Raw genomic sequence first — 23,408 nt, forward strand, 5'->3', positions numbered from 1 at the left:
ACTATCTGCCCCCTTTTTTAATTTACATATTTAATATTCCATCTAGTTTTATGCCTTGTTCTAACAATGTATAAGTGGTTTTAAATGCATTCCTTTTTTCATTCATAAATTCTTTGCAAGGTTTGCTTAACTCTCTATCAAAGCCACCTTCGTTATCAATGAAGTTTCTAAAACATGTTGGACATAAACGATGTATAGGGCAATTAATACATTGAGTACCCATGTACTGGTTATATTTTTCTAAGCTTTCTGCTATTACATCAATGTCAAGCCAGCCTCTAACTGTACCGATAGGCATTTTATCATTTACTTTCTCACAACTATGTAAAACTCCCTTAGTATCAACAGCAACTTTAGTTCCTGGTACACAAGTACCGGTATAAGGTAAAAATTCTGGCTTTAATTCTTTTATTGGAGCATTAACTGGTCTATTTATAATTTCATATATTGGTAAAGCGAATAATAATCTGGAAAGTGGATCTAGTTTTTCACCAGTGATTACTTTCTCTTTGAATTCTTCCCTAAGTGTATGTATCTGATTATTAAACTTTTCTTTATCTGTATCTGTGTACTGATCATACCAATCAGTCCCTACATCTGAAACTTGTAACAAAATCGAGATTTTATTTTTTACTAATTCATTTGATTGATAAAAGTTCTTCAATTTATATAAGTCTGTACCAATATCAAAGACATCAATAATTTGTAGTTTTGATCTAAAATAATCTGGATAATTTTCTTTAATAAAACGTAATTTACTCATAATAACTTCAAATGTACCTTTATTATTTGCAAATACTCTCATTCGGTCATTTTCTTCTTTGTAACCATTTAAACTTATGGATAAAAAAAAGTTATTTTCTATTAGAAACTTTATTTTTTTTTCATTTAGAAGAGTTGCATTAGTTGTAATATTAAAATATATTTTACCGTTATATACTTCTTTCGCATAGCTAACAATATCTTTAATAAGTTCATAGTTTAATAACGGCTCTCCGCCATAGAATCCAATCATTGGAATAGTAAACGGTTTGTTTTGTTTGATTTTTGTCACACTTGCTAAATACTTAAATACGGCTTCTTTAGCGGTACCAGTTTGCATTTTAAAATAATTATGTGTTCTGTTGTTATCATATTCTCCCGAATATAGGCAGTATTTACATCTTAGGTTACAGCTTTCAGTGACGATTAAGATAAGCTGACTAAAACCGTTATTATTTATAAAATCACACAAGTTTTTTTTATCAATTGCTTTGGGAGTTACTTTTTCCTTTCCAAAAACTAATTGTTCTGGTTTAGAGTTATCTGCTAATTCTACGTTACCTGAAACATCATTATAAAAATAGGTGTTTTTAGAAGTTTTAAAATAAAAGCCTCTTTCCTTCATGCTATACACTTCCTTATTTTTTGATTTCAATAAAAGCCATCCTACTATGGATGGCTTTGTATATAAAAACAAAATTGATAAATCGGTTTAACCGTGTCCTCCTGCATATCCAGATGCTGTTCCAACTGCATCCATTACCGGGCTAGCTGTATCAATAGCACAGATTCCAAGACAAGGACCAGCACATTTTAATGCACAACCCCAATAGTCATCACGTTGAATTGGTTCCATAAAAACAACTCCTTCAATTTGATTTTGGCTAAATCTTTGCTTTAAATAACGATGAAATTAATTGATAAATCGGTTTAACCGTGTCCTCCTGCATATCCAGATGCTGTTCCAATCGCATCCATTACTGGGCTAGCCGTATCAATAGCACAAACTCCGAGGCAAGGACCAGCACATTTTAACGCACAACCCCAATAGTCATCACGTTGAATTGGTTCCATAAAAACAACTCCCTCAAATTAGTTTTGGAAAAATCCTACTTTTAGTAAGCAAGGATAAAACCGCTTTAGTAGCTCTTTGCTACAGCTATAAATTAACATAAAAAATAATAATAATATATAGAACTCAACCTTTATTCACTATATATTCATTGATAGATATCTTATTATTTTTATCATTTATACAATAGAAATACATTTTAAATACGAATTTATAAGGAATGAAGTATTCTGTTTGTAGTAAACGCATTAACGGTATCAATATCTAAAGGGGTTTAATTTACGTTGGCAAATCTAGATTTTATTTAAAATGCGGAAATTACTTCTTATGAAAAAGAAACAAGAGCTGAGAGAATATAAGTCCATATTTTATTGAGGTACCACCACATGCCCATCAACTTATGAATGAAAACAAAATGAACTCTTAAGCCGTGATATATAATACACGCCACGTTGGTCCATTTGATCTAAATCATCCAGTGAATAATAGCTTAAATCCCGAATACATAGATCACCAGGACGTAATGTTGCTAAACACTCTGTTCCAAAGGTTTTATTCTTATTTTTCTCTGGTTCCACTTAACAAATCATACTGAATTTTAATTTTTATCCCAGTTGTATGGCTGTATCCTTCTGCACCTGGATAAACCGATAAAAATACATCCTGGAAGTTGAAGTGCAGTTGAATCTAAAATAAGAATACGCTTGAAAACAGAAGTGTATGGAGAAGAAATCGACATAGATGCAGCCATTTTTTTTGCTTAGTAGTTCGGCTAGTTGGTATTGTAAAAGAGTTGGACGACCGCCTTGTTAAATCGTTGATTTAGTCCCTCAGGACTTGTTGCTGATGCTTCTAAACAGCTAAATAACTGAGTTAAAGAAGTCGTAGCTACATTTTGACTCACCCAATAAATCTTTGCTTGGTACTTACTAGTTCTTTTTACAAAACTAACATCTCTAGCAATATCTCGCAAGGTATTTGAAGATAAAAAACTTTGAATCTCTTGAGCAAATAGTTGTATTTCGTCAGACACAGAAACAGACATAAAAAACGCCATCCTTTCGTATGATTCTACAGAAAGAATAGCGTTTTTTCATTTTAGGAGCATTTCTTTTTATTAGCTTGATAAAGATGTGGTGCTACCCCCTTAAGGTTTATTTTTATATAAAATGTAGCCTTTTATTACCATAAATACTTGTTGAGTAGAGAATTTTCTGATTTGAAAATCAAACCAGGAAAGTACAGTAATCAGGCATATAGTGCGACTCGAACAGGTACGACACAATAAAACTGAATAAAGTCATATATATTCACTCGCTAACTTTATATAAATTAAATGATTATCTACTATCTAATTGTTCCTTATACTCTTTTAATGCTTCCTTCCAATGTCTTAATGGTTTTAACCCATTGAGAATAATACAATCTTTGCTTAACACTGAATATTTAGGTCTATTAGCTGTTTGCCGGAATTCTTCCGTCGTTAAAGGAATTATATTGATATCTGTATTGAAGTCTTTAAAAAATTCAACTGCAAATTCATACCATGAACATATTCCTTCATTTGTCACATGATATAATCCATATTGATCTGTATCTATTATTTCTTCAATAAAATTTGCTAAATCTAATGCATAGGTAGGTGAACCAAACTGGTCAGATACCACGCGGACTTCACCGTATAGATTTGCTATTTTTCTTATCTTAGCAATAAAGTGACCGTCTCCCTTTCCAAATATCCACGAAGTTCTAATAATAAAATGATTATTCGTGTATGTTGTTACTAAATGTTCTCCAGCCAATTTTGTTTCTCCATATAGACTTAATGGATTAGGACGATCCACAAGATTGTATGGTGTATGCTTTTCGCCATCAAACACATAATCCGTACTAATATATACAAATTTACATTTTATTCTTCCTGCAGCTTCAGCAATATACTTGGTACCTAATACATTCACTTCATATGCCAACCTTTTATTTTTCTCTGCCCCATCTACATTTGTAAATGCTGCACAGTGTACAATTACATCTGGCTTTAACCTATCAAGATAAGAGCTAACTCTTATTTTATTTGTAATATCTAACGTGGTTCGATTCACACCATATAGCTCATGATGTGTTCTGCTGAGTACTTGCATTAAAGTTTGTCCTAGTTGTCCATCTACTCCCGTTATCAGTATCTTCATTTTAAAATTCCTCGTTTAACTTATGTAATTTTTAGTTAATAAAATTCATTCCCACCACGTACGGTTATCTATATACCACTTAATTGTTTGAGTAAGCCCATCGTCAAATAGATAGTGTGGTGTCCAACCTAATTCTTCTTTCAACTTAGTAGCATCCATGGCGTAACGTCGATCATGTCCTAAGCGATCTGAGATAAATGTAATTTGCGATTGATCTTTATTTAGGAATTTGATTATTTTTTGTACAATATCTAGATTTGTATATTCATTATCTCCTCCGATATTATAAATGTGCCCATCTGTTCCGCCATGAAGAACTAAATCAATAGCTACACAGTGATCCTCTACATGAAGCCAATCTCTTATATGTAATCCATCACCGTATAGAGGAATATCTTTATTATTTAACGCATGAGTTATTGTTAATGGTATTAATTTTTCCGTGAACTGATAGGGACCATAATTATTGGAACAACGAGTTATATTCATAGGTAAACCGAATGTCTCATGATACGCTCGTACCATTAAGTCCGCACTAGCTTTACTTGCACTATAAGGACTATTAGGAGCTATTATTGTATGCTCTGTAAACGCCCCCGTTTGAGATAATGTCCCATATACTTCATCTGTAGAAATTTGTACAAACTTTTTCACTTTTGTTTTATATGCTGAGTGTAATAAGGCTTGTGTACCTAATATGTTAGTTTGGACAAAGATATGGGGAGTTTTAATACTTCTATCAACGTGAGATTCTGCTGCGAAATTTAATACATAATCAAATTTCTCTTTTTTAAATAGCTTATCTATGAATATTTCATTTGAAATATCCCCTTTGATGAATTTATAATTTTGATTTAGTGATATTTCCTTTAAATTAGATAAATTCCCTGCATATGTTAATAAATCTACATTTACAATTTGGTATTGAGGATATTTCTTTAACATATACCGAATAAAATTACTACCAATAAATCCTGCCCCACCCGTTATTAATAATTTCAATTAAAATCATCTCCATAAACAAAGTTGATATTAGTATCTTTTAATCTAGGCAGTTTTCTATCTTTTTCTGATAAAATTGGTTGATTAGTTGGCCAAAATATTCCTATCGTTTCATCATTCCATAGAATTCCGCCTTCATGGTTAGGTGAATAATACTCATCTACTTTATACTGAACGATAGTATTAGGTTCTGTTGTACAAAAACCATGTGCAAACCCTTTAGGAACGGTAAGTAGACGGTTATTATACTCACTTAAAATTGTTCCGAACCATTGCCCGTACGTGGGTGATCCCTTTCGAATATCTACCACTACATCGTAAATAGAACCAGCAATGCAGCTCACTACCTTCATTTGGGCTTTAGGATTCAACTGATAATGCAGCCCACGTATCGTGCCTGTGTGAACAGATAATGATTGATTATCTTGTACAAATTCTCCCTGTAAATCTAAAAGTTCAAATTTTTTCTTATTATATGTTTCTATGAAGTAACCACGTTTGTCACTGCATTTATCAAGCTCTATAATAAAAACACCATCTAATGCTGTATGAATTTTACGCATTCTTCTCTCTCCATTCATTTAAATGCTATTGATGGGCAACCCTTAGTAAATATCGGCTGTATTGATTTTCCTTTACCGAATTTGCCATTTTTAATAGTTGTTGCTTGGTTATATATTTCTTTTTAAATGCAATTTCTTCTAAACAAGCTACTTTTAAACTCTGTCTTTTCTCAATTGTTTCTATAAATTGTGCTGCTTCTAATAATGATTCGTGTGTACCTGTATCTAGCCATGCATAGCCTCTTCCCAATAATTCAACTTCTAATTCTCCCATTTCAAGATATTCTTTGTTTATATCTGTTATCTCTAATTCCCCACGATTAGATGGTTTAATGTTTTTTGCTATTTCTATCACACGTTTATCATAAAAATACAGGCCAGTTACTGCATAGTTTGATTTTGGTTCCTTTGGCTTTTCCATGATATCAATCACATGCTTTTTAGAATCAAACTCTACTACCCCAAAGCGCTCTGGATCATTGACATAATAACCAAAAACTGTAGCTCCCCTAGTCTTCTTAACAGCCTTTTCTAGTAATTCTGTTAGTCCATGACCATAAAAGATATTATCGCCAAGAATTAAAGCTACATTATCATTTCCAATAAATTCCTCAGCTATAATAAATGCTTGTGCTATACCTTCTGGATAAGGCTGAACAGTATATGAAAGGGTAATTCCATATTTTGAACCATCACCTAACATTTGCTCAAATTTATTAATATCTTGTGGCGTTGAAATAATTAGTATCTCTCTTATACCCGCCAACATTAGTACTGATAAAGGATAATAAATCATGGGTTTATCATAGATAGGTAATAATTGCTTTGATATAATTTGGGTAAGGGGGTACAATCTAGTACCGCTCCCACCTGCAAGAATGATACCTTTCATGGCATTGTGCTCCTTCATAGTTTTTCTGATATGCTCAATTAAAAGCTTAAGCTTTAAAAACTATATAGCTTATTATGCAGGAGACCGATACTTACTTGATAAAAGTGGCCTCCTACATAAATAATTAATTTAAATATTTTCCTATTACAACAGAATTATAATTACCACCATAAGAATATGTACTAATTAAAGCATTGCTCACCAGAGCCTTACGAGGATTTTCTGTGACGAGATCTATTCTGCCTCTATGACTCTTTACATTTTGCGTAGCTGGTATTTCACCATCAAATGCACATATTACACTAATGAGAGAAAGAAGGCCTGCAGTTGCATGAGTTTCCCCAAAGATAGATTTTGTAGCACTAACAGGAGCCCCGATACCAAATATACGTTCTATAACTCTCTCTTCAATACGGTCAAAATATGTATGACCATTGGCGGCTGCACAAATATATTCTATCTCTTCTGGAGAAATCATTGCCTCTGTCATTGCTAAACGCATAGATTCCTCCCATGCCTTTCCTAGATGATTTAAGTCCCCTATTTTACTGTCATCAGATGTTAATCCAAAACCTTTAATTTCAGCTAAAATATTACCATTTCTTTTTAACGCTGCCTCCTCACTTTCTACAATAAAGGCAACGCTCCCTTCACCAAGTATGGTACCGCTACTATTACAATCAAAAGGCCTTATATTCTCAGTTGTTAAGTACCTTTTTATTTTTGAGTGTCCCTCTATTATTGGATTATTTACTTCATCTGCCGTTACCACAATGAATGTGTCATAATCACTAGATTGAATCATGGCATAGGCATAGTACAGTGCACTAATACCAGAAACCCCACCACATGAAATAGTTGAAGTAGGCCCTTTTATTTTAAAGTTTAATGAAATATGTCCAGCTGCTGCGTTCATAACTGTGTTTGGAAATAATTTAGCATTGGCAGCCTTAACACCCTCCTGGATAATAATCCGGTTAAATGATTCTACCGTTCCTACTGGTCCTGTACCAGTAGCAAAAATAATTCCTATCTTGTCCCTATTATTTTTATCTATCTTTAAGTTCCCGTTTTCTATAGCCATTTTCACTGACAATACTGCATGTTTGCTAATTGAATCCATCTTCCTTAATAAATTAGGATGTATTAGCCTTCGATAGTTTTGTTCTGGTATTTTCCCGGCTTGTATGCACTTAGGGTTGTCGTTCCACTGTTTAATCTTTGAGGTACCACTCTTTCCCTTAAACATACAATCTTTAATTTCTTGAAGGTTTGAAGAATTCCCAGCAAGTCCCCCTACACCAGTAATTACGACTTTTTTTTCTTTAATTAGCTTTTCCTTTGCCGCTGATAACTCAAGGTTCTCATTGTACTTACAGAATAAGATACTTGCATTGTTTCCACCGAAAGCAAATGAATTTGATAGTACATAACTCAAATCACTTACCCTACCTATGTTAGGTACAAAATCTAGATTAAACTTTTGACTTTCAACTTCAAAGTTTATAGTTGGAGGTAAATATCCATGTTGAATAGCAAGAATACTTGTTACTGCTTCCGCCGCCCCTGCGGCTCCTAACATATGTCCTATCATTGATTTAGTTGAAGAAACTGGTGTCTTATTTTCAGTAATTAATGTACGAATTGCTTTTGGCTCTGATACATCATTTGCGGGTGTACCTGTTCCATGTCCATTGATATAGCTTACTTCCTTAGCATCTATATTGGCTTTCTTCAAAGCACCTCGCATGGATCTCAAAGCACCTTCCCCGCCCGGATCTGGTGCCGTCTGATGATATGCATCTGAAGATAAATCGTAATCCACTACTTCAGCTAGGATATTTGCACCTCTTTCAACCGCATGATCTAAGGATTCCAAAACAAGAATAGCTGCACCTTCTCCGATTACCACGCCATTACTCTTGCTATATGGCGATGGTGGCGTTGGTGCTAGTGCTTGTAAACTATTAAAACCACTCATTGACAATTTAGATAAGGGATCTACACCACCGGTTATCATGATATCTGCTTTGTTATTTCGAATTGTATCCAGCGCAAATCCAATTGAATTTGTACCAGCGGCACATGCATTCGAAATAATCATTTTTGGCCCTTTTATTTTTAAGTCTCGCGTAATATTGTCACAGGGAGTATGGATTGGATACTTAAAAAGTAACGTTTCATTTGCTTTTTTAATTCCATCTTTAATCCACTGATTATGAAATTCTTCCCCGCTCAACATGCCTCCTAAAGATGTGCCTAATGATATTCCAATTCGGTATGGATTAAAGTTTTCTATTATTAATTTTGCGTTTTCTACCGCTTCTCTTGCCGCCATGACACCTAATTTTCCACATCGATCCATATCCTTTATTTCATCCTTAAAGAAGTAATCATCTACCTGAAGGTTTTCAACCTCTCCGCCATAATCTGTTACCATTTCAGCCATATCAATATTTTGGATTACTTTAATACCAGATTTCCCAGATTTAATATTGTCCCAAAATTCTTTTACACTATTTCCGTTTGAACAAATAATTCCCATGCCAGTTACGACGATTCGTTGATTATTCATGTTCATATGCCATCACCTTTACAGTATTTTGATTGACCATGATTTAGGTAGAATATATGGTGAGGACTGAGTATGTGCCTCATACAAAGTATTTTCTTTATTTTTCACATAAAATCCAATTCCTGAAACAGCAAATGGTTCCTCTAATAAAGCAATTCCGAGTCTTCTGTTTAAGACAGGACTTTCTTTAAGTTCAATAACTTTACCAATTAATTGTTCCTCTATAAAAATTTCATCATTAACTGTAATTTTGCTCTCTATTCCTGTCGTGAATCCCACAATTCTTTTATTTACTCCAGCTTCCGATTGCTGTTCTAAGGATTCTCTCCCATAAAATTCATCTTTATAAAAATCAATAAACCATTCTAAACTAGCTTCGAAAATATTTAGTTCTTCTAAATGTTTAAATTCAAAATATGGATGTCGAATTTCTAACATTAACGTCTCTAATGTTTCCCAATCCACTCTTTTTAAGTTAATATCGTCATCTTTAAAAGAATTTATGGTTTCAACTACTATTGGTTCCAAGTATTTTTCAAACAATAATTGATAACCATACTCTGCTGTTACACCTGTTCTTGCCAATAGAATTTCCTTTCCAAATAATTGATTTAACACAAACGATTGAAATGGTAGTGATGATATTTCGAAATCTAAAAATTTTTGAGCTAATCTCCATGCATAAGGGCCTTCAAATCCAAGGAGAGAATGCGTTTGACTTATATCTATAATCTCAATACCATTTGTCTTTTGATTTTCTAACCAAGCTAGTACAGTATCCTTTTTATGCGCTGTAGTAATAACTGTAATAGAATCCTCATTTTTAAATAGATTAATTATATCGATTACAGTCCCATCTTCTTGTAACAATAAGGTAAAGAGTGTAGTTTCTTCTTCCATAAACATAATATCTTTCGTAACTAAACGATCTAGGAATTCTACATGATCCTCCCCTTTTACAACAATTCTTCCTGTTTCTGATAAATCTATTACACCTATTCCGCTACGTACTGCATCATATGCTTCATTTTTCTCTTTTTGTATATTAATTTGATTACTCATGATTAAGTGCCCCCAATTCTCTCTTTATCACATCATTTATTGTCGGTAAATTACAGACATTATCTATATATAGTTGTTGCATTTTCTTTAATCTCTCAATCTTAGTTTTGCTATACAGCATATTAAATATTGTTTGACTGGTTTCCTTTAAATCAAAAATTTCACAAGTATACACACATTTAAAATAATCATTTTTCTCCATCAATGGAGCTAATTCTTTATGCCATCCATTTGGAAATACAAGAAATGGATAAAGTCCATTAGGTATTATATAATTCCATTTGTCTATAATGCCTCTTAAGGTAGGGTTAAAGCTATCTCTTTGAGCCCTTAACTCTTCATTTCCCATATGATTTACAAGACTAATCACAGGTATTTTTCCAAATACCGCTTTTCCCATTGAGCAGGATGTAATATTATCGGTGATAAATAAATCACACGATAATATTAGTTGCTCGTATTCTTCCAAATGAAGAAATGGTAGTGAAACAAATTCTATTTTCCCTCCATTTTTCATAGAAACAAATTTAGTCTCATCTGAAACCCCAATAAATTTAATACATGTATCACTCGGAAAGTCCTGAAGATATAGACTTAATAGTTCTTGTAATACAAATTCATAGCTAAACTTTGCATCATTGTACTGTTTCTTCTCCATGAGCCTCATTTTTACTAATAAGTTGGCCCATGATGATTTTGCAATCATAATTAATTTATCTTGTTCTCTACAACCAAGTTGTGCTCGTATTTTCATTTTTCTCTCTTCATCTACTTGTAAAGCTTCTTTGTACAACTTGACAGAAACAATCTTCTTATTATCTTGTTTATGACTATTCACTGGACACGTTCTAATTAACTTAAATTGAGATGGGATTTTAGGCAGTTCAATCACTGACCTTTTCTTTAAGCTATTGTATTTTGCATTTTTAAATAGTTTATTTTCTAATAATCTGTCCTCACTACCCCAAGCTAAAGAATCAATAGAGAAGCAAGGTATGTGTAGGTTTAATAGATAATCAAGATCAATAATTGGAGACTCTAAAAATAAATTATGGTAATCAGCTAAAACAATTGCATCAGGCTGAAAAGAATTAATTATCTGTTTAATAACCTCTTTTTGTTTTAGCCCCTTTGTTAGTGATGTAACATTGGCTACAGATTTACTGGCATACCATGAGAATTTTTCGCTTGTTAAAAAATAAACTTCCCCATCTTTTTGAATTTGTTTAGCTAGACATAAGGCATTATGCAACTCACCAATGCTAAAATGACTAGGTGCAATAAACAATACTTTCATGTCTTATTCCCCTCTACTAAAATTTGCGAAAAGTATTCACTATCAAGTAAAGTTTCTCCAACTGCAATATTAAAGCGAATATCTCCATAATTAAATTCATTCTGATTACCATATATTCCAATTTGTATCCCTTTTTTGGGCCATTCGTATATAAAACATTTTGTACTATGTGATAATGCTAAAATAGATACAAATAACCCATTAGATAATTCGAGAATTACCTTATTATCTAAATAAATCTTTCTTTGTTTGCCATTTGGTATTAACGTGTTTTGCTCTCCATTCTGCCAATAATACATCTTTTTAATTTTTATTTTTCCTTTTTTCTCCCAGAATAAGTGAAAGACACTAGTTTTTATTTTATCTTTCTGTAGGCTTTTCAATTGTATTTGTAAAACAGGTAGATCATATACAGTTGTATATTTAACTTTCCACTCATCAGATTGACAGAAAATCTGATTAATAAATTCCTTATATGTATTTTCCGTTGCTACTACTGAATGATTACTTTTATTGAGATATATTGAATTAATGCTCAAATCTTTCCTACAATCTGGAGTATAAGAGTTAGCTGTTGGTATCATTACACCGGGTAAAAAATTATAAGAACTTAATACTGAGTTTTCTTTTAAAATCTCTTTATCTTTATACATAAATTCTGTTATTTTACTACTTTGGTTTACTTTAATCTTTAAATTTAGTACATTATTTTGAACTAGATATTCTTGTTTTTTTTCGTTATATGTTAATTTATTTCTTCCTTTAAGGAAAAGATATATTTTTTTAGTTATCGCATTTCTATTTAATTCATCTTGATACGTAAGTACGGCATAATGAGCTTTTGACCAATTAACCTTTCCACTAAATTCAAAATTAAAATTGCTTATAGATTCTATGTCTTGTATAAACAATTGTTGTTCGTAAGATGTCTGAGGGAAAAACAATGTTAATTTCCCCTTTAATATGGAAGAAAATAAGTTTTTTAGACTTCCATGAATATGAAATTCCCCGTTTTCATTTATAATATGAAATTGGTCAGTCTCAATTGAGTACGGAATCTTATTAGATATGAATTTGGATGTATGACTAGTAATATCGTTATAGATTTCTTCCACTTCATCTTTGCTATCATGGGAACATAAAGTATAATAGTGCGTTTTTGTTATACATTTTTCTTTATCATTCCGTTTAAATATTACCGCTGGCATCCATCTTAATCCAAATAGGATACGCTCTATATTTCCTTTCCATATAAATCCAATATTAATATTTTGCGATTCAAACAATGTATAATTTCGCTCATACATGTTTGGATGACTAGGTAGATCAAATTGATTTACAAATTCATAGTCATGTAGTGCATATGGATACTCACCATATACCATAGGTTTAGAAACTAGCCCACTCTTTAGTGGTACCGTCATTTTCGCATCATATAACATGCACCAAGGATATATTTTTATATATTTTCCTTCCTGTGCGAAATCATTTATTTGAACTATCTTATCTGACAAAAAACAAATGCTTCTCTTTAATCTTGTGACCTCATGAATAATTTCAAAACATGAATCAGATGTTATTTCCCATGACAGCTCATTTACTTTCGGTTCTTTTACTGCATTTAAAAATGGATAATCTAGATCTGGCCATGCTTCTTTTGCCAATAATTGCTGCTTTCTAAGGTCATATATATATAAACAACCAGTACTTTTACTTATTTGTACAGTTATATACATATTTTCTAGAACTAAGTATTCTTTTGTTTCATAAACATGATTTTTCCCATGCGCATGAATCGGAATTATTGCCTTTAATTCCCCAATATTTTTATTTTGATGACTAACAGCCGAAAATGTCATATTAGTGATACCAATTTTTTTAGGATTCAATACAATAATGTGATCCTTTATTTCACCCGGCTCTATGATACAGATTTGGTGTTTTTCTAGCGGTTTGAAATTTAGTATTTTCGAGTTTTCTTGTTGAATAAGTAGTTTGTAAATTAATCTATCTAAAGAATTATTTTTTACATTAACGATACATGCAGATTCTTTTCCATTAATTAACTTAGGATAATTAGCAACATTTAATTCTAACGGATTTGCTATGGTTACTCCAAAATGAACAGATAATTCTAGTTCTTTTGCTTTTAACTTAGTAACAAGCTCTCCCTCTATTTCCTTATTTACTGTTATAACTTCTTCCCACTCGTACTTTTTATTTGGATAAAAAGTTTTCTTTAAATCAATTAAGTAATCTTTCCCTATCTTCGATGAAATACTGGCTTCAAGAGGATTCGGAAAATGGTGTTCATATACATAACAGATGTGAATCTTCTCTCCAACGATTAAATTGTTTCCTTCTAAAATATAACTAGTGAATCGTACTTGTTCTGTTTCTACCTCAGTAATCTTTTCACTTTTTATATCGACCCAACAATTCACATCTTTTGCTCCAAGATTAATAGCATATTTTACAACTTCAATTCCATTTTTTGTTATGGCGTTACTTTGAATAGAACGTAAGGATTTCAATCCCCTAACTGTTTTCCAACCTCTAGATAACCATATATCTTGGTCACTTTTTGAAATAATCGGTTTAAATGCATCTAATAGATAACTAATAACATAAGGTAAATAGCTCCTTAAATTCAAGTAGCCATCATAGTCTATATACGACCTACTTGTTTGATATAACCCCACTCTTTTATAGAGTGCCATGGCTACTTTATCTTCCGGATTCACTTCTGTGTCAATATACTTAATATCTTGTTGGATAAGATTTTTAATTGCATAAGCAAATAATTTATCTGGTATATTTCCCGAACGAAATTCTGGATGGATTAAAAAGAATCCTGCCCAGGTTCCATCTGAAACTGCTGCTCTTTGACCTGACAAACTAGAAAATAATAAGGTGGCTATAATTTCATTTTCATATTCAGCAATTAAATATAACTGTATCTTCCGCTCTCGAAATAATTGCTTGATGTCTTGCTTATTTAAGGGATACCCATATTTAATAGGTCCATATTGATATTTATTATAAAAGTGAGCTAACTTTTCACTATCTGCCTCTGTACACTCACGAACTTGAACATCTATACCATGGATCATATTTCCTCAACTCTTTTAGAAACTTGAATACTACCAGTAGCAACTTTCTTTTTATCTACATAAGCCGTGATTTCTACTTGTGAGATTACCCCAAGTGATCTTCCAATTTGGACATGTAATTCTAGCTGGTCTCCTGGTACTACAGGTTTTAAAAATTTCATATTACGTACAGAAACTAAATAACCCACATATGAACTGGGATCTATTTTAGGTGAACATGCGCCATGTGCATCTATTTTTGCTAGTTCTCCTGTAACATAAACAACAGCCGTCATTTGTGCCAAAGCCTCAATAATTAACACTCCAGGCATAATTGATTCATTTGGAAAGTGCCCTTCAAAAAAGGGTTCACTTATTGTTACATTTTTAATACCAATTCCACTCTTTCCTGGCTCAAGTTGAATAACTTTATCTAAGAAAAGGAATGGCCATTTATGTGGTAAGATATTTCGGATTTGATCTGCATTTAATACCGATCTCACTTCACATCATCCTCCCTATTTTCTTCAATAAAATCAGCAATTTTATTAATGGAACCCAGTACTGCCATATTCTCGTCATACACTGCAACTCCAAATTCCTCTTCAATTGCCAGAAATAGCTCTAATGCATCCAAGGAATCCACTCCTAAGCCTCTTCCGAATAATGGCTGATCATCAGTAATGAAATGCGGTTCGATTTCTAAATCTAATCTCTCAGTAATAATTTCTTTAATTCTAGTAGTTAATTGTTTTCTTTTTGCAGCAATAATTTTTGTTTCTACATACGTAAACATCTGTTTTCCCCATTTCCTTGTTTAACTCAAAATTCGTCATTTAATCATCTATTGTTTAGCCATTAACTAATCCACCATCCACTGTAAAAACTTTCCCAGTGATATAACTTGCATAATTAGAGGATAAAAATGTTGTTAGATGTGCTACCTCTTTAGGTTCCCCAATTCTGCCAAGTGGCACTAGTTCTAACATCCTTTTTAATGTTTGTTGATCCATTCCTTTTGTCATATCTGTTTGTATAAAACCAGGTGCAACTGCATTAACCCTAATGCCGAATTCCCCACCTTCTAATGCTAAGGTCTTGGTTAAAGAAATAACCCCACCCTTTGAAGCAGAGTAATTACATTGCCCCCTTGCACCCGTTATTCCACTTGTCGACGTGATATTTACTATAGAACCTCTTTTCTGTCTCATCATGATTCTTAATGCTTGTCGACAACAAAGAAAGGTTCCTTTTAAATTTAAATCAACCACATGATCCCACTTTTCCTCGCTCATCATTGCAGCAAATCCATCATTAATAACTCCTGCATTATTTACTAAAATATCTATTCTTTTTTCCTTTGAGCGTATGTGTTGAAACAATTTATGAATAGAATCTTCATTTGTAATATCTACATGCATAGGAAATGCCTTTCCACCTTTTGCTTCTATAGTGTTGGCTATTTCATTTGCTGATTTTTGATTACTTTGAAACGTAAAGTAAACAGTTAAGCCCTGATTGGCTAGGTCCATTGTTATTGCTTTACCAATGCCTCTTGATCCTCCGATAACTAATGCCACTTCGTTTCCATTAAACATAAACCTGTTCCTCCTTAAATTCTTTCTCTATCATAGTAAGACTTCTTTTTAAATACATCGGTGTTTCTGTAGAGGATACAGATATGTTCTGTTTAAAGGAGCGACATAACTTGGTTAACGTATTTCCGGGACCTACTTCTATAAAGTGTTTCGTACCATTATTCAATAAAGTATAGGTAGTGTCTTGCCACATAACTGGATCTACACATTGTCTTTTTATATCTTGTAAAATATTGATTCTATCTGTAGTTGGTTTTCCTGAACAGTTTAAAACAATTGGTATTTGGGCACTTTTTAACGAAAATAAATTTAAATACTCCTTAAACTCAAGAACCATTTCTTCCATTAAACGCGAATGAAATGCATGACTAGTTGAGAGTATTTTAGTTTTTATACCATTTTTTTGATCTAATACCTTTTGAAACCTAAGAATGCTCTTACTCTCTCCAGAAAAAATAACCTGTGTAGGGGAATTATAGGCAGCAATATCAATTTCATATTGTTTAGATTCCTCTATAACTTCAAATAATGTTTGATAAGTATTCGACACAACCCCTAACATGCATCCCTCTCTCTTTACATTACTCATCAGTTGACCACGCTTTCGTACAATGGATAAAGCATCCGAAAATTGTAAAGATCCTGCTTCTACCAGTGCAGAGAATTGTCCTAAGCTATGACCCGCCACTTTAGATGGCCTTATACCGTACAAATGTAAAATTCGTGATATCCCTGTGCTTACCGTAAGAATAGCTGGTTGTGTAACACTGGTTTCTATTAATTTTTCACTTGGCCCATATAAACATAGTTGCTTTAAATCAAATCCTAGCGTATCATTTGCTTCCTCAAATAATGGGACAAATATGTTTGGGTATTTATCTAAATACCCTTTACACATCCCTACGGATTGAGACCCTTGTCCTGGAAAAATAAATGTAATCATATGACACCCCCGCTATTTTCAAATTGAAGCTTTTCTAAAATTTCTTCTGGTAATCTACTGATTAATTGATTATTCGACCGTGTTAAAACGTGTTTTGAAAATCCCTCCGCTAACAAAACTCGGCATCTCTTGCGGAATAATTTATAAACAAATTCTATATAAACCTTACTTTCATTCTTAAGATAGGTTTCTACAATTAATTCGTCTTGAAAACGAGCTGTTTTTTTGTAGGTACATCTTATATCAATAATTGGAAAATACAATTTTTCCTGTTTTAAATACTGGTTTATACCAGTCTTATCTAGCATTTGAAACCTACCCAGCTCAAACCAATGAAAATAATGAGAATGGTGAGCAATTCCCATAGGATCGCATTCCCCAAAACGTACATTCACCTCATTTTTTACTAAGTACACTTATTTCACCTACTTTTCATAAGAGCGTCGAAATTTTTGTATGGAGATTGTTAAAAATAAAATTCCCATACCAATTAATGCAGCCGATGGAATAAGAACAGAGGAGAATTCTTTGTTATATACTAATAAATCGTTAAAGCCTCCCATTGCCCAAGCTGTGATCGTAATATGCGCTAGGTTTTGCATCCATTCAGGCTCTATATAAAGTGGCCACCAAGATCCACCTAAAGCAGACATAGTTAACACGATTAAAATTGAAATACCATTTGCTTGGGATCTTGTTTGACATATAGAGGCTAATAAAATTGCTAGGCTTGAAGCTGCAAATGCAGTACATATCACTAGCAATATAATTCCTAATACACTTTTCCCTAGCCACATTCCAAATACAAAATGTCCTACGCTAAAAAGGACTGCACATTGAACGATAGCTGTTATAAAGCATGAGAGCATCTTTCCAAAAATGATTGATAATGTATTAATAGGTAAAGTAAGAATTTTTCTTAACGTTCCATTCTCTCTCTCTTCTACTAATGCACCTGCAGCTGCAGCAGTACCTAAAAGTACAAACATTACGGCATATCCCGGTACATTAGATTCAAATGGAGTAGGTTTATGTTCATTATCTGATGCTAATTCTTTAAACTCTACTTTCACATTTACTTCCATTTGGGCAGAGGCTTGTTTTACAATCTCTTTAGTCATATCTCTTTGTATTTCTGACACAATTTGAGTTACAGCATTTGAAACAACACTTGGAATAATGCGATCAACTTCATCTTCTATGATGATGACTTTGGCCTCTGTCCCTGAATATACATTTTGTGTGAAATCCTTAGGGATGACGATTGCTGCTTTTTTAGTTTGAACTTCCTTTTTTACCTGTTCTTCTGTATATGCTTTCTTTTTACCATTTAGTTCATAAGTTTCTTCTATCTCAAGGGCAGGGATTTTTTTCAATTCCTCAATAACCCTTTTAGAAAGTTCTCCATTATCATTTACTACTATAGGAATCTTGAATTTTTCTGTCTTACTATCAAATACATTTGATAATGCAAAACTAGCAACTGCAATAACTATAATAGGTGTAATAAATAAATAGATTAGACCAGGGATATCCTTTAAAAGAATAAGTAAATCCTTCTTAGCTATATACCAAGCTTTCATTTTTACCATCTCCTTTCATTTAAGACCTTAAATTTTTCCCAGTTAAATGTAAAAATACATTTTCTAAATTAGAATTTTTAACATTAAATAATTCGATTTTCAAATTATACTTTTGAATTAATTTCATAACTTCTCTTGTAACATTAAAGCTATCTACGCATTGAATAATGACTTTTTTATCTACCAAAGTGCAGGATTTCACATCAGCAATCATTTTTGTTTTATGTATAAATTCTTCTGGAATATTTGATATTACAACCTCTAAATAATTTTCCCCATACTTTGTTATTAAATTTTTTGGGGTATCAATATCTAATATTTCACCCTTATCATAAATTGCTACACGATGGCATAACATTTCTGCTTCTTCCATATGATGCGTTGTATATATGACAGTGATTCCTAGTTCTTCTACGAGATGGCGAATACAATTAAAAATATGGTTTCTTGATTGTGGATCAATTCCCACTGTTGGTTCGTCTAAGAAAATAACTTTTGGCTTATTTAACAAACCGATTACTAAATTAATTCTTCTTTTCATACCACCTGAAAATGTATCAATTCTCTTATGTGCCCAATCCTCAAGCTGTGCGAATTGCAAAGCTTCTTTTATGCGTCTTTTTTTCCTATTTCCCTTTAATCCATATAAATCGGCATAAAAAGATAAGTTATCATATGCAGTTAAAGTCGGGTATAGCGCTAAATCTTGAGGTACTACACTTACATTTTTTTTAATCTTATTCCGTTCAGTATACAAGTCGTAGTTACATACTGAACCATGCCCTTCATCTGGCAGAGTAAGGGTAGATAGAATCGATATAAGTGTTGTCTTCCCAGCTCCATTTGGTCCTAGTAATCCTATAATTTCACCTTTACGGATATCAATGCTTAAATTCTTAATAACTGTATAATTTCCATATGATTTCTTAATGTTTCGAATGGAAATCATAGTATTTATATCAGTCATAATGTTTCCCCCTTTTTCTTGATGTTACAATTTATTAGAAGTGACTCTTCTTTATTTCCATTAAAGCTTCAAGGTATTTATATCCATACTTTTCATCAGGTTCTAGATATGTGCCTTCTGCCCACTCATTCCAAGCATTAATAAATAAAAAGTCAGTATCCTTACTATGTTGTAAAAGATACTTCTTTAACTTATCGGGATTAGCCCCCTTCATAATTAAAGCGCTTTCTTTTTTCCTTGGAGAGTTATCCCAATCTACAAAAGCCCCTTTATATATGTTTTCACGCTCTTTAATTTGACGGTTTAATATTCTTTTCCAGACAAAATCATAACTTAAGTGAAAATCTTTTTTTTCTTGGTGTAGTGAATTTGTATTACCTATTAGTTTTTTTAAAGTGTACATAGGTTCAAACTCTATAGCAGCATCAAAAGGAAAATCTGATTTATCTTCAAAAATTGTTAACATTTCTACAAAGTGTATCCCTGGCAACCCTTCATATTGAGCCCATTCATTCCATAGACCCAACATTTTATTTAAGTTTGGTATAGAAGCTGGTCGGTAAATTACAAATATCGGTTTATCATTAATATTTAAATAGTTCTTGTTTTTAAAGAATGGCAAAAGATAATTAAAATGTTCTTTCCAATCAGACTCATCCCCATATTCTTGTCGAATTAATACTTCTTGGTCTTTCCCATCCCAAGATCTTGTCCAAGATTCATTTGCCCAACATAAGCAATATGGGAAATCAATTTCTTTACATTGATTTCTTAGTTCTAGTGGTTTTTCTAGTAATTTTTTCCCTTTGAACCAATAGTGATAATAGCAAAAACCATCTAAACCATACTGTTTTGCTAAGTTTATCTGCCACTTATGAACATCTAAATTTAACAAGTTGTAATAATAATCCCGTAATGGAGCCCTAGGCTGATAGTGTCCCAGAAAACGTGGTTTTGCTTTTTTTACATTGGTCCATTCTGTAAAACCCTTCCCCCACCATAAATCGTTTTCAGGTATTTCATGAAATTGTGGTAAGTAAAAAGCAATAGTCTTCATTAGTAAGGACTTCCCCCTTCCCCATATGCAGTTACGTACTTATTAATAAAAAACAATTACACAATATAAAACTCCATCTTTTAACATGTAACTATTTAATCTGATGTTAAATCTTGTCACAAAATAAGGCAAAAAGACCCTAATTATTGTAATTTTCACACACAAAAAACAATATTTTTAGTTTTTTAAAGAAAATTATACAAAAAAACACTTTAAATCCATTAAATTAATGTATAGTTTTATATGATAGGAGGGGTAAAATATGTCGTATTTTGGCGAAAAATTCACAAATTTATTGATAAATTTAGATGTGGCTAGCCTAATTGGAAAAATAAAACAATATCAAGGAAGATTGGAGGTCTATGAAAAGGAGTTTCCATGTACATTAGAAAAGTTGCAAAAATCTACTCAACTTCAACATACCAAAGATTTTGTTGCAATGTATAAAAACTTAAAAATAACAAATAAAAGGTTAAAAGAATTAATTACATATGATTTGTCGCCAAAAACAATGATTGAAGATGAAATATCTTGTTACGTAGATGCGCTATCACTCATTCATAATAATTATGAAAGGCTTACTATTGATCCAAACACAATCTTAGAAATACATTTTCAACTTTTTAAATATGCTACTTCGGATAGTGGAACGTGGAGAAAACAGGACATCTTACTTGAAGAACATACGCAACTCAATTTCTCATTTTATTGCTATCGTCCTTTAACGATTAAAGAAATCCCAGAAGCAGTAAAAAATTTATGTGAGGAATACAACTATTTATTAAATCAAAAAGATATTGATCCACTACTTTTAATTTGTAATTTTGTACTTAATTTTATATGTATTTTTCCTTTTGAATCTGGAAATGGAAGAATGGTACGTCTACTTATATCTTTATTACTATTACAAAGTAAACATTCACTAGTGAAATATATTTCACTAGATAAAATAATAAAAAAATACGAGAGAGAGTATTATGATGCCTTATATAAATCTTCAGCAAATTGGCATTTTCAAGAACACAATGTATCCTTTATATTAAAATGTCTATTACATATTATTCTAGAAGCATATAAAGAACTAGACGTACATATTACAAGTTACCAACTAAAAGGGAACAAAACCTATAAAATCAAAGAGTATATATTAAAACAAGAACTACCTTTTACAAAAGAAGCAATACGAATGGTATTTTCAGATATTTCACCAAGCACAATCAATAAAGCATTTGCTTGTTTACAAGAAGAAAAATTAATTAAACTAATATCAAAAGGCCGTAATGCAGTTTGGATTAAAACAAAAATATAAATAATATCAAAATATATAGGGTAATTTTCTAACATTAATGATTAAAACATACATATAAATTTATTTCACATACACAATAGATATTTTTACATAATACATACAGAGAGAATTTGTCGCTACATTATTCATACAACTATTTTTGAATTTTTTCTTTCTCTACTCTATACTTCCGAAAGTCTGATAACAGACTTTATAGGAAGTATTAAATATATAAAAACTATATATTCAATTTTTATATAACAACTATTATTTTAGTAATAGGAACTTTTAGCATTATTCCGTTTCACCTAAAGCGTTTTAATAAAAGTAAAAGAAAAAATACCTAGATCCAGCTTTAATTCGTTAAAAAATTCGATTTCACTTAAGTAAGTGCTGATTAATCTTGTCTCTAATAGCAATGGCTATAAATTCTTCAATAGAGCTATTTGTTTCATTTGTAATTTCTTTCAAGTATTTGTACTCCTTACTTGTAAGAATGACAGACTTCGTTACAGTATTACTATCCAAATATACGCTATGATTCATTCTTGGAACAATTTTCCCTTCTATTATATAAGGCGTTAACTCTTCAATCCATTCCATTTGAATTCCTGGTGGCAATGTAATTAATGATTGACGAATCTCGAAATACCAAAATGTCTCTTCTTCTAAAATCTTTATATTTCTGGGAGATACGTACTGCAATATATTATCGATTATGTGAAAAATGTTATTTCGTAATTGCGCAGATTTAGGAAAACGAAACTTAACAAACCTTTGATGATGGCTTCTAGGTTTATCCGACAGTTTATAAGCGGACTCATATCCTGCTTTTAATGCCTCACTAAGTGTCATATTAGTTCCAAATTCATCAAGAACTATAATATTACCACGTTTTGGAATAGAAATAACACGTGCCAATGTATTGCCCTTAACAAACTTTTGAAATAATACTACATTATATTTCTGCGAAAATGTATATATATGATTAGCTTGTTCTACTTGTTGAACAAGTTCATGAACATCCTCCTCCTTCACAAATTTCGTTTGTCGATTACGATGTTCTATTAAAGAATAAACTAACTTTCCTTCTTCTATCCATTTTTCAAGCTGATTCATACTAATATGATACTCTTTACTTGCTTGGTATAAAGTAATTCCCTCAATTTTACGTTCTTCTTTTACCTTTTCTACTTCTTCTCTACTAAATAAAAAACTACCATCTAAACGCCACGTATCCTTATTGATTGGTGTTAGCTTTCCTTGCTTCATTAAATTATTAAAAATAAAGTGACTTATATCTAAATAATTTTTTACTTCATTTGTAGTCATAGTCATTTCATATACGCTAATCATTCTAATTCCTCCTCACACCTCATAATTTACATAATAATATTATGTAAATTATAATTTGTAGTATTTACATTTTAAATAAATTATATCATATATTAATACATACATTAGAT

21 protein-coding genes and 1 pseudogene are annotated in these 23,408 nt (G+C 31.9%); 1 reads left to right on the plus strand and 21 read right to left on the minus strand.

The window, feature by feature from the left end; all coding sequences use genetic code 11:
• Positions 1-22: 22 nt before the first annotated feature.
• From CN409_RS30215 to CN409_RS30305, 20 genes and pseudogenes are all read right to left on the minus strand, one after another.
• Positions 23-1,417: a radical SAM protein gene (locus CN409_RS30215; RefSeq protein WP_240518689.1), complete on the minus strand. Its 1,395-nt coding sequence runs from the start codon at positions 1,415-1,417 to the stop codon at positions 23-25.
• A 57-nt stretch (positions 1,418-1,474) separates the two neighbouring features.
• The gene (locus tag CN409_RS32125; RefSeq protein WP_170955836.1) at positions 1,475-1,618 is read right to left on the minus strand and encodes a huazacin family RiPP peptide; all 144 of its coding nucleotides are present in this window, start codon (positions 1,616-1,618) and stop codon (positions 1,475-1,477) included.
• 74 nt (positions 1,619-1,692) lie between these two features.
• A complete protein-coding gene (locus tag CN409_RS32130) occupies positions 1,693-1,836 on the minus strand; it encodes a huazacin family RiPP peptide (RefSeq protein WP_170955838.1) in 144 nt (47 codons plus the stop codon).
• 414 nt (positions 1,837-2,250) lie between these two features.
• Positions 2,251-2,879: pseudogene (locus tag CN409_RS32490) on the minus strand (IS4 family transposase); the annotation flags it as partial.
• 295 nt (positions 2,880-3,174) lie between these two features.
• The gene (gene rfbD / locus CN409_RS30230; RefSeq protein ID WP_081143934.1) at positions 3,175-4,023 is read right to left on the minus strand and encodes a dTDP-4-dehydrorhamnose reductase; all 849 of its coding nucleotides are present in this window, start codon (positions 4,021-4,023) and stop codon (positions 3,175-3,177) included.
• A gap of 45 nt (positions 4,024-4,068) precedes the next feature.
• Positions 4,069-5,025 (minus strand): dTDP-glucose 4,6-dehydratase, encoded by a 957-nt coding sequence (rfbB, locus tag CN409_RS30235; protein ID WP_097981989.1) that lies wholly within the window; start codon positions 5,023-5,025, stop codon positions 4,069-4,071.
• A complete protein-coding gene (gene rfbC, locus CN409_RS30240) occupies positions 5,022-5,588 on the minus strand; it encodes a dTDP-4-dehydrorhamnose 3,5-epimerase (RefSeq protein ID WP_088911244.1) in 567 nt (188 codons plus the stop codon). The genes rfbB and rfbC overlap by 4 nt, the downstream gene beginning before the upstream one ends.
• 25 nt (positions 5,589-5,613) lie before the next feature.
• Positions 5,614-6,480, minus strand: coding sequence for a glucose-1-phosphate thymidylyltransferase RfbA (gene rfbA, locus CN409_RS30245; RefSeq protein WP_097981991.1), 867 nt, complete (start codon positions 6,478-6,480; stop codon positions 5,614-5,616).
• 124 nt (positions 6,481-6,604) lie between these two features.
• The gene (locus CN409_RS30250) at positions 6,605-9,061 is read right to left on the minus strand and encodes a beta-ketoacyl-[acyl-carrier-protein] synthase family protein (RefSeq protein ID WP_097981992.1); all 2,457 of its coding nucleotides are present in this window, start codon (positions 9,059-9,061) and stop codon (positions 6,605-6,607) included.
• A 12-nt stretch (positions 9,062-9,073) separates the two neighbouring features.
• Entirely contained in the window at positions 9,074-10,117 is a 1,044-nt protein-coding gene (locus CN409_RS30255) for an aminomethyltransferase family protein (RefSeq protein WP_097981994.1), read from the minus strand.
• Entirely contained in the window at positions 10,110-11,414 is a 1,305-nt protein-coding gene (locus CN409_RS30260) for a DUF6365 family protein (protein ID WP_097981995.1), read from the minus strand. Before CN409_RS30260 ends, CN409_RS30255 begins: the two co-directional genes overlap by 8 nt.
• Complete coding sequence (locus CN409_RS30265; protein ID WP_097981997.1) at positions 11,411-14,527, minus strand: GNAT family N-acetyltransferase; 3,117 nt, start codon at positions 14,525-14,527, stop codon at positions 11,411-11,413. The genes CN409_RS30260 and CN409_RS30265 overlap by 4 nt, the downstream gene beginning before the upstream one ends.
• Entirely contained in the window at positions 14,524-15,009 is a 486-nt protein-coding gene (fabZ, locus tag CN409_RS30270; RefSeq protein ID WP_097981998.1) for a 3-hydroxyacyl-ACP dehydratase FabZ, read from the minus strand. Before fabZ ends, CN409_RS30265 begins: the two co-directional genes overlap by 4 nt.
• The gene (locus CN409_RS30275; RefSeq protein ID WP_000495740.1) at positions 15,006-15,302 is read right to left on the minus strand and encodes an acyl carrier protein; all 297 of its coding nucleotides are present in this window, start codon (positions 15,300-15,302) and stop codon (positions 15,006-15,008) included. Before CN409_RS30275 ends, fabZ begins: the two co-directional genes overlap by 4 nt.
• A 55-nt stretch (positions 15,303-15,357) precedes the next feature.
• Positions 15,358-16,104 (minus strand): 3-oxoacyl-[acyl-carrier-protein] reductase, encoded by a 747-nt coding sequence (gene fabG, locus CN409_RS30280; protein ID WP_000481738.1) that lies wholly within the window; start codon positions 16,102-16,104, stop codon positions 15,358-15,360.
• Positions 16,097-17,047: an ACP S-malonyltransferase gene (locus CN409_RS30285; RefSeq protein WP_097982000.1), complete on the minus strand. Its 951-nt coding sequence runs from the start codon at positions 17,045-17,047 to the stop codon at positions 16,097-16,099. The genes fabG and CN409_RS30285 overlap by 8 nt, the downstream gene beginning before the upstream one ends.
• Positions 17,044-17,463 (minus strand): acyl-CoA thioesterase, encoded by a 420-nt coding sequence (locus tag CN409_RS30290; protein ID WP_097982001.1) that lies wholly within the window; start codon positions 17,461-17,463, stop codon positions 17,044-17,046. Before CN409_RS30290 ends, CN409_RS30285 begins: the two co-directional genes overlap by 4 nt.
• 9 nt (positions 17,464-17,472) lie before the next feature.
• Positions 17,473-18,630 carry an ABC transporter permease gene (locus CN409_RS30295; RefSeq protein ID WP_071714028.1) on the minus strand — a complete coding sequence of 386 codons (1,158 nt, stop codon included), beginning with the start codon at positions 18,628-18,630 and terminating at the stop codon, positions 17,473-17,475.
• A 19-nt stretch (positions 18,631-18,649) separates the two neighbouring features.
• The gene (locus CN409_RS30300) at positions 18,650-19,597 is read right to left on the minus strand and encodes an ABC transporter ATP-binding protein (RefSeq protein ID WP_081143922.1); all 948 of its coding nucleotides are present in this window, start codon (positions 19,595-19,597) and stop codon (positions 18,650-18,652) included.
• A 34-nt stretch (positions 19,598-19,631) separates the two neighbouring features.
• Positions 19,632-20,654: a glycosyltransferase WbsX family protein gene (locus CN409_RS30305; RefSeq protein ID WP_081143921.1), complete on the minus strand. Its 1,023-nt coding sequence runs from the start codon at positions 20,652-20,654 to the stop codon at positions 19,632-19,634.
• Between the two features lie 262 nt (positions 20,655-20,916).
• Here CN409_RS30305 and CN409_RS30310 point away from each other — a divergent pair, with 262 nt between their 5' ends.
• Positions 20,917-21,963: a Fic family protein gene (locus CN409_RS30310; RefSeq protein ID WP_081143920.1), complete on the plus strand. Its 1,047-nt coding sequence runs from the start codon at positions 20,917-20,919 to the stop codon at positions 21,961-21,963.
• Between the two features lie 357 nt (positions 21,964-22,320).
• On the opposite strand, the gene CN409_RS30315 is transcribed toward CN409_RS30310, so the two are convergent.
• A complete protein-coding gene (locus tag CN409_RS30315; RefSeq protein WP_081143919.1) occupies positions 22,321-23,298 on the minus strand; it encodes a DNA-binding protein in 978 nt (325 codons plus the stop codon).
• Between the last annotated feature and the right edge of the window lie 110 nt (positions 23,299-23,408).

The sequence above is a fragment of the Bacillus sp. AFS012607 genome (assembly GCF_002558005.1).
In the GTDB taxonomy this organism is placed as follows: Bacteria; Bacillota; Bacilli; order Bacillales; family Bacillaceae_G; genus Bacillus_A; species Bacillus_A thuringiensis_S.